Origin of the sequence: Tabrizicola sp., from assembly GCF_051645465.1 — a bacterium.
GTDB lineage: Bacteria > Pseudomonadota > Alphaproteobacteria > Rhodobacterales > Rhodobacteraceae > Tabrizicola.
Genome location: NZ_JBOFBI010000043.1, coordinates 1 through 8,417, shown reverse-complemented (window position 1 = coordinate 8,417; position 8,417 = coordinate 1). Strand labels below are relative to the sequence as shown.

8 protein-coding genes are annotated in these 8,417 nt (G+C 65.8%); all 8 read left to right on the top strand.

Translation table 11 applies throughout. The features are described 5' to 3' along the window. A partial coding sequence (locus ACRCSW_RS02750) for a cobaltochelatase subunit CobN (RefSeq protein ID WP_438702457.1) occupies window positions 1–3,033 on the top strand: 3,033 nt, incomplete at its 5' end. A 121-nt stretch (window positions 3,034–3,154) separates the two neighbouring features. Then, a complete protein-coding gene (gene bchL, locus ACRCSW_RS02745; RefSeq protein WP_438702456.1) occupies window positions 3,155–4,057 on the top strand; it encodes a ferredoxin:protochlorophyllide reductase (ATP-dependent) iron-sulfur ATP-binding protein in 903 nt (300 codons plus the stop codon). Continuing rightward, window positions 4,057–4,725 (top strand): magnesium protoporphyrin IX methyltransferase, encoded by a 669-nt coding sequence (gene bchM / locus ACRCSW_RS02740; RefSeq protein WP_438702455.1) that lies wholly within the window; start codon window positions 4,057–4,059, stop codon window positions 4,723–4,725. Before bchL ends, bchM begins: the two co-directional genes overlap by 1 nt. Further along, window positions 4,722–6,158: a PucC family protein gene (locus ACRCSW_RS02735; RefSeq protein WP_438702454.1), complete on the top strand. Its 1,437-nt coding sequence runs from the start codon at window positions 4,722–4,724 to the stop codon at window positions 6,156–6,158. The genes bchM and ACRCSW_RS02735 overlap by 4 nt, the downstream gene beginning before the upstream one ends. A 16-nt stretch (window positions 6,159–6,174) precedes the next feature. Beyond that, entirely contained in the window at window positions 6,175–6,942 is a 768-nt protein-coding gene (gene puhA, locus ACRCSW_RS02730; RefSeq protein ID WP_438702453.1) for a photosynthetic reaction center subunit H, read from the top strand. A 64-nt stretch (window positions 6,943–7,006) separates the two neighbouring features. Further along, on the top strand, window positions 7,007–7,639 hold the full coding sequence (puhB, locus tag ACRCSW_RS02725) for a photosynthetic complex putative assembly protein PuhB (protein ID WP_438702452.1): 633 nt from the start codon (window positions 7,007–7,009) through the stop codon (window positions 7,637–7,639). A gap of 9 nt (window positions 7,640–7,648) precedes the next feature. Further along, on the top strand, window positions 7,649–8,113 hold the full coding sequence (puhC, locus tag ACRCSW_RS02720) for a photosynthetic complex assembly protein PuhC (RefSeq protein ID WP_438702451.1): 465 nt from the start codon (window positions 7,649–7,651) through the stop codon (window positions 8,111–8,113). Window positions 8,114–8,125: 12 nt separating this feature from the next. Next, on the top strand, window positions 8,126–8,417 hold a 292-nt coding region (locus ACRCSW_RS02715), incomplete at its 3' end, for a hypothetical protein (RefSeq protein ID WP_438702450.1).

Sequence of the window (8,417 nt, the reverse complement as noted above, 5' to 3'; positions counted from 1 at the left end):
CTGGGCGGGTCGGACGACAATATCGAGGGGATGATCCGCTTCCTCGTCAGCCGCTATGCCCCGAACCGCGACTGGCGCAAGGTGCGGGCAGCGGCTCCGGTGGATTACCCGGATGTAGGGCTTTACCATCCCGATGTTCCGGGCCGCGTCTTCATGGAACCGATCCAGCTTCCGCGCCCGGCTGAAGCGGTAGCGACTGTCGGTCTGCTGATGCTGCGGTCCTACATTCTGGCGTCCGACACGGCGCACTATGACGCGGTGATCCGGTCGTTCGAGGCTCGGGGTTTGGCCGTTGTTCCGGCCTTTGCCGCAGGGCTCGATGGCCGCCCCGCGATTGATGCGTACTTCGGCAATGGCCGGATTGACGTACTGGTGTCACTGACCGGCTTCTCCCTCGTCGGCGGCCCGGCCTACAACGACAGCCCTGCCGCGGTCGAGGCGCTGCAAAAGCTGGACGCGCCCTATGTCGCGGCGCATCCGCTGGAGTTCCAGACGCTTGGCCAATGGGCAGGCACGGATGGCGGGCTTGGTCCGGTCGAGACGACGATGCTGATCGCGTTGCCGGAAATCGATGGCGCGACCAATCCGACCGTCTTTGCCGGACGGCATGATGCCAATGGCTGCTCTGGCTGTGCCCACAAATGCGCTGCCCCAAGGGCCGAAGCACTGAACGCCCGCAGCATGGCGCCCTGCTTTGAACGGATAGAGGCGCTGGCCGAGAAGGTCGCCCGCCTCGCCAAGCTGCACCGGTCGGACGTCGCGCACCGCAGGGTCGCCGTGGTCCTCTACGGCTTCCCGCCGAATGCCGGGGCGGTCGGGACGGCGGCTTACCTCGGCGTCTTCGAAAGCCTCTTCAACGTCCTGCAGTCGATGCAGGCCGAGGGCTACGACGTGACCCCACCCGCATCGGTCGACGCCCTGCGCGAGGCGGTTCTCGGCGGCAATTCCGTCGCTTTCGGCCAGCCCGCGAATGTCGCGGCGCGAGTCTCCGCCTCTGACCTTTTGCGCCGCACCCGCTGGCTTTCCGACATCGAGAAGGTCTGGGGCCCAGCCCCCGGCCGGGCGCAGTCGGACGGGGCCGATGTCTTCGTGCTGGGCCGGAGCTTCGGCAATGTCTTCGTCGGCATCCAGCCGCTCTTCGGCTACGAGGGCGACCCGATGCGCCTTCTTTTCGAGAAAGGCTTTGCCCCGACCCACGCCTTCAACACCTTCTACGACTGGATGAAGCGCGACTTCGGGGCCGATGTCCTTCTGCACTTCGGTATGCATGGTGCCTTGGAGTTCATGCCGGGCAAACAAGCAGGGCTCTCCGGCAACTGCTGGCCCGACCGGCTGATCGGCAACATGCCGAACGTCTACCTTTATGCGGCCAACAACCCCTCGGAAGCGACGCTCGCCAAGCGCCGCAGCAATGCGGTGACTGTCACGCACCTGACACCGCCCCTGGCGCAATCCGGCCTCTACAAAGGCCTTGCCGACCTCAAGGACACCCTCACCCGGTTCCGTGCCCTTGCCCCCGATGCCCCCGGACGCGCCGACCTTTCCGCGCTGATGGCCGAACAGGCCCGCGCCGTCGACATGCCCTTGGACAACCCGGACGCGCTCTGGCTCAAGCTTCTGGAAACCGAAGGCGCCTTGATCACCGACGGCCTCCACGTCCTGGGCCGCCCGATGACCGATCAGGCGCGGTCCGAGTTCCTGGCCCTGATGCCCGACGATGCTGAAGCCCGCGCCAAGGCCGACGCTCTGCTGCAACAGGACCACGAAATCCCCGCTCTCCTCCGCGCGCTTTCAGGCCGTTACATCAGCCCGGTGCCGGGCGGTGACCTGATCCGCTCGCCCGAGATCCTGCCGACCGGGCGGAACATCCACGCCTTCGACCCATTCCGGATGCCCACCGCCTTTGCGCTGGCGGACGGCAAGGCCCAGGCCGAGCGGTTGCTCGCCACGCACCCGACCCTGCCCCGCACGGTGGCGCTGGTCCTCTGGGGCAGCGACAACATCAAGTCGGACGGCGGCCCCATCTCGCAGGCCCTGGCCCTCATCGGCGCAAGGCCCCGGTTCGACAACTACGGTCGCCTCTGCGGCGCCGATCTGATCCCGCTGGCCGAGCTTGGCCGCCCAAGGATCGACGTCGTGATGACCCTCTCCGGCATCTTCCGCGACCTTCTGCCCCTGCAGACCCGGATGCTCGCCGAAGCCGCCTTCAAGGCCGCAACCGCCGACGAACCCGAGGCGCTGAACTTCATCCGCGCCCATGCTCTGGGCTACGCCGCCGACATGGGCGTGGACATGGAAACCGCCGCGCTGCGGGTCTTTTCCAATGCCGAAGGGGCCTATGGGTCGAACGTCAACGGGCTGGTGGAATCCTCCGCCTTCGGGTCGGAAGACGAGCTTGCCGACGCCTACCAGAACCGCAAGAGCTTTGCCTACGGCGTGACCGGCAAGGCCAAGGGCAACCCCGCACTTCTGCAGAAGGCGCTGAAGGATGTGGACCTAGCCTACCAGAACCTGGAGTCGGTCGAACTGGGCGTTACCTCCGTCGATCACTACTTTGACACGCTGGGCGGCATTGCCCGTGCCGTGAAGCGCGCGAGAGGCGGGCAGGACACGCCGGTCTACATCGGTGACCAGACGCGGGGCGGCGGTGTGGTGCGCACCCTTTCCGACCAGATCGCGCTGGAAAGCCGGTCGCGGACGCTGAACCCCAAGTTCTACGAAGGCTTGCTCCGCCATGGAGCGGAAGGTGTGCGCCTGATCGAGGCGCATGTGTCGAACACGTTTGGCTGGTCGGCAACCACCGGCAAGGTCGAACCCTGGGTCTACCAGCGCCTGACCGAAACCTTTGTCACCGACGAAACCATGCGCCGCCGTCTTGCGAGCCTGAACCCCGAAGCCTCGTCGCGCATGGCGCAGCGGCTCCTTGAGGCCTCCGACCGCGCCTATTGGGCACCCGATCCCGCAACGCTTGCAGCGCTTCAGACCGCTGCGGATGAGCTTGAGGATCGCCTGGAAGGGATCGCGGCAGAATGACCATCTTGCACCCCTTGCCTCCTGTCATCCCCGCGAAAGCGGGGACCCATCTTGAGACGCAGCGCAGACACTGGATCCCCGCCTGCGCGGGGATGACAGGGTGCGCGGAAAGGACTGAACCATGAGCCCGCGTGACGAAATCCCGAACCTGAAGGGCCTCGATGGCGAAGGCTCGGTCCAGGTGCAGCTGGACCCCGCCGTGAAAATCGACGGGGCCAAGGTCTTTTCGGTCTATGGCAAGGGTGGCATCGGCAAGTCGACCACGTCGTCGAACCTCTCCGCCGCGTTTTCCATGATGGGCAAGCGCGTGCTGCAGATTGGCTGTGACCCAAAGCACGACTCGACGTTCACGCTGACCGGCCGGTTGCAGCCCACCGTGATCGACATCCTCAAGGACGTCGACTTCCACGCCGAGGAACTGCGCCCGGAGGACTATGTCGCCGAGGGCTTCAATGGCGTGAAGTGCGTCGAGGCGGGCGGTCCCCCGGCGGGCACCGGCTGCGGTGGCTATGTCGTGGGCCAGACGGTGAAGCTTCTGAAGCAGCATCACCTGCTGGAAGACACCGATGTCGTGATCTTCGACGTCCTCGGCGACGTGGTCTGCGGCGGCTTCGCGGCCCCCCTCCAGCACGCCGACCGCGCGGTGATCGTCACCGCGAACGACTTTGATTCGATCTACGCGATGAACCGCATCATTGCCGCCGTGCAGGCCAAATCTGGCAACTACAAGGTCCGCCTGGCGGGCTGCGTCGCCAACCGATCGCGCGAGACCAACGAGATCGACCGGTACTGCGAAAGGGTCGGCTTCAACCGCCTCGCTCACATGCCCGACATCGACGCCATCCGCCGCTCGCGCCTGAAGAAGAAGACGCTGTTCGAGATGGACGACGAAGAAGACATCGTGACCGCCCGCGCTGAATACCTGCGGCTGGCCGATGCGCTCTGGCGGTCGGTGGAAGGCGCTGGCTCCACGCCCGAACCGTTGCCCGACCGCGAAATCTTTGAACTTCTGGGATTCGACTGATGCCCGACTATGCCTTGACCCGCGACCGGGTCGAAACCTACTTTGACCGGACCGCAACCCAGACCTGGGAGCGGCTGACCTCGTCCGAGAAGGTGAGCCGCATCCGTGAGACGGTGCGCCACGGTCGCGACCAGATGCGCGCGCTGATGCTGTCGCGGCTGCCCGATGACCTGAACGGCGCGCGGGTGCTGGACGCGGGCTGCGGCACCGGCGCGATGGCTGCCGAACTGGCAACCCGTGGCGCATCGGTGACCGCCGTCGATATCTCACCGCAGCTGATCGACATCGCGCGGCGCAGGCTGCCCCCAGCGTTTGCCAGCCTCGTGGACTTCAGCGCGGGAGACATGTCCGACCCCGCCCTCGGCCGGTTCGACTTCGTCCTCGCGATGGACAGCCTCATCTACTACCGCGACCGCGACATCGGCCAGATCATCGAAGGCCTGTCACAGCGCACCGGCCAGAGCATAGTCTTCACCGTCGCCCCCCGGACCCCGTTCCTGATGGCCTTCTGGACGGTCGGCAAGCTCTTCCCACGCTCGGACCGGTCGCCCACGATGGTCCCGCATGACCCCTCGCGGCTTGCCCGGCTTTGCCCGGGGTCGCTGACAAAGGTCGGACGGGTGTCGTCGGGCTTCTACATCTCGGAATGCCTGGAGCACCGCGCATGATCATTGGGCGGAAACAGGTCGCAAAGCTCGGGGCACGGTGGATGCCCTTTGCCGACGCGGCTTCCGTCGATCTGCCCGCCGGGCAGCTATGGCGCCTGGCGCTGTTCCAGGTCTCGGTCGGCATGGCGCAGGTGCTGCTTCTGGGCACCCTGAACCGCGTGATGATCGTCGAGCTCTCCGTCCCCGCGATGATCGTCGCACTGATGATCTCGATCCCCGTCCTCGTCGCCCCCTTCCGCGCGCTTCTTGGCCACCGGTCCGACACCTACCGCTCGGCCCTCGGCTGGAAGCGCATCCCCTATCTCTGGTTCGGTTCGCTCTGGCAGATGGGCGGGCTCGCCGTCATGCCCTTCGCGCTGATCGTCCTTTCCGGCGACCAGTTCACCGGCCCCGCCTGGGCGGGTGAGGTGCTGGCCGCGCTCGCCTTCCTGATGGCGGGTCTCGGGATGCATATGGTCCAGACCGCGGGCCTGGCGCTTGCAGCCGACCGGGCGTCGGATCAGACCCGCCCGCGGGTCGTGGCGATGCTCTATGTCCTCTACCTCGTGGGCATGGGCCTTTCCGCAATCCTGGTCGGCTGGCTCTTGCGCGACTACGAGCCGATCCTGCTGGTTCAGGTTGTGCAGGGCTGCGGCCTTGCCACGCTGGTTCTGAACATCATCGCCTTCTGGAAACAGGAGCGTGTCCGCCCGATGTCGGCTGCCGAACGGGCCACCCCGCGACCAGCCTTTGGCAACGCCTGGAACGATCTGATGCGCCAGGACGGTGCGCGTCGGCTGCTGGTGGTCGTGTTCCTCGGCACGCTTGCCTTCAACATGCAGGACGTTCTGCTTGAGCCCTACGGCGGGCAGGTCCTGGGCCTCTCGGTCTCGGCCACCACAATCCTGACCGCGCTTTGGTCTGTGGGGGCGCTGATCGGGTTCCTCTGGGCGACACGTCGGCTTTCCCTTGGGGCCGATCCCTACCGCCAGGCCTCGATGGGCCTTCTAATCGGCATCGCCGCCTTCACGGCAGTGATCTTCGCCAGCCCGATGGACAGCCCCCTCGCGTTCTATCTGGGGGCCTTCGCGATCGGCCTTGGCAACGGGATCTTCGGCCTTTCCACCCTCAACGCCGCGATGGCGCAGGCGCAGACGGGCACTGGCGCGGGGCTTGCACTTGGCGCCTGGGGCTCGGCGCAGGCGACCGCTGCGGGCCTGGCCATCCTGACCGGCGGTGTCCTGCGTGATCTGGTGAACCATGTCGTGGATAGTGGCATTCTCGGCCCGCTTCACGACATCAGCCTTGGCTACACCGTCGTCTACCACGTTGAAATCGCCTTGCTCTTCCTGACACTCGCAGCTCTTGGACCGCTTGTCCGGATCGGCAAACCCATTCCCACTACGTCGGACCAAGGCCGGGCGCATCTACGCCTGACCGAATTCCCAACCTGATAATGGAGGACCACAGATGGTTGGTGTGAACTTCTTCGGCAACTTTGACCTCGCCAGTCTGTCGATCTGGCTCTTCTGGGGTTTCTTCGCCGTCCTGATCTACTACCTGCAGACCGAGAACATGCGGGAAGGCTACCCGCTTGAGACTGAGGACGGCAAGAAAGCGCCCAACCAGGGGCCGTTCCCGGTACCCAAGCCCAAGACCTTCGTCCTGCCGCTTGGTCAGGGCACCGTGACCGTCCCGTCCGCCGAGAACGAGGCGGCACACCGGCGCACCGACCTGGCGATGGCGCGGACAGCAGTGTCCGAGGGCTTCCCGCATATGCCGACGGGCAACCCTATGCTTGATGGCGTCGGGCCCGCCTCGTGGGTTCCGCGCCGGGATGAGCCCGAGCTTGACGGACATGGGCACGCGAAGATCCGCCCCATGGCATCGGTCGACAACATGGCCATCAGCGCCGGACGCGATCCCCGAGGCCTGCCGGTGCAGGCGGGCGATCTTGAGGTCGTCGGCCGCATCAAGGACATGTGGATCGACGTGCCGGAACAGATGGTCCGCTATCTGGAGGTTGACCTGAACAGCGGCAAGTCGCGGCTGGTGCCGATGACCATGTGCAAGATCTGGGCCGACCGCGTGCGGATCAACGCGCTGACCTCGGACCTGTTCGACGCGATCCCCGGGACCAAGGCTACAGACAAGGTGACGAAGCTCGAGGAAGACAAGATCTCGGGCTACGTCGCCTCGGGCTGGATGTATGCAAAGGGCCGCAAGCGCGGCTTCTGACGACGAAGGGAAGCGGCGCGCGCCCGCGCCGCTTCGTCTTACCCCGACGACGAAAGGGTCTGCCATGTCAGACCATGATTTCCGCTTTGAACCGCAGCCCGGGTTGCCCGCGCCCCTGCCGGAAGGTGAGGCACTGCTTTGGCAAGGCAGCCCCGACGCAGCCGCTTTGGCGCGCGAGGCGTTCAAGGCCAACTGGATCTTCGGCTACCTTCTTCTGATCGCGCTCTGGCGCACTGGCGCAGCCTTTGCGGATGGAGGGCTGGCGCTGTCGGTCGCGGTCTTCCTGCCCTACCTGGTCCTGGCGCTGGCGGGCTACGGCATCATCCGCCTGATGGCCCGCGCCAGCGCCCGCTCAGCGATCTACTCCATCACCTCGCGCCGCGTCATCCTGCGGATCGGCGCGGCACTTCAGGTGACCTGGACCATACCATTCACCAAGGTCGCCGCCGCCAGCGCCGATGTCCGCCTGTCGGGCACCGGCACCATCGCGATGGAACTGACCGAGGGGTCGCAGATTTCCTACCTCGCGCTCTGGCCGCACCTCCGCCCCGGCTTTGCCCGCAAAGTGCAACCGGCGCTGCGCTGTATCCCCGATGCGGCGCGGGTGGCGCGGATCCTGTCGGACGCAGCCCAGACCAGGCTGAACGAACCGGTCTTGTCGCTGCGCGCGATGCCCGAACCCTTCGCGGCAGAATAGGGGGCGGCCATGTCATACCAAAGAACCCTGGCCGAACGCCCCAGCCCCGAACGCGAGATGATTCCGCGCACGCTTCTTTGGGGAATGCTGGCCCTTGCCCTCTCGGCGCTTGCCATCACCAGCTTCGCCGTCCTGACCGACCGGCCCCATGTCGGCCAGCCCGCCCCCGGCAAGGTTGTGGCCGAGCGCCTGTTCATCCTGGAAGGCCGCAGCGCCCAGGCCGTCACGGTCTACGACGCCGAGGGCAACCTTATCGCCGATCTCGATCATGGCGGTTTCATCACCGTCATCCAGAACGCCATCGCCCGGAAGCGCACTGTCGCCCGCATCGATGGCAACCCGCCCATCCGGATCGTTCAGTACGACAACGGCCGGTTGGTCGCGGAAGACCCGCATTCGAAGGCGTCGATCGAACTTTACGCCTTCGGAGACGACAACAAGGCCGCCGTAGAGCGGCTCATGACGCAACCATAAGGGAACAAAATCATGGGTATCTTCAAGAAAGCGAAGGAAACCGTGCCCTGCACGGTTGAAGTCAGCCACCGGTTCGAAAGCCTCCACGCGCATGTCCGCTTCGACAACGGCGCCGTCGTCCATCCGGGCGACGAGGTCCTGGTCCACGGCGCGCCCATAATGGCGGCCTTTGGCGATGTGATCGTCGAACGCCGGAACGCAACGATCACCCGGGCCACGCCGCTGGAACGCTGGTGGACCCGCCTGACCGGCGATCTGGAGTTCATGGAGCTTTGTGAATTCTCCTTCAGCGAGGAGTTGCTGA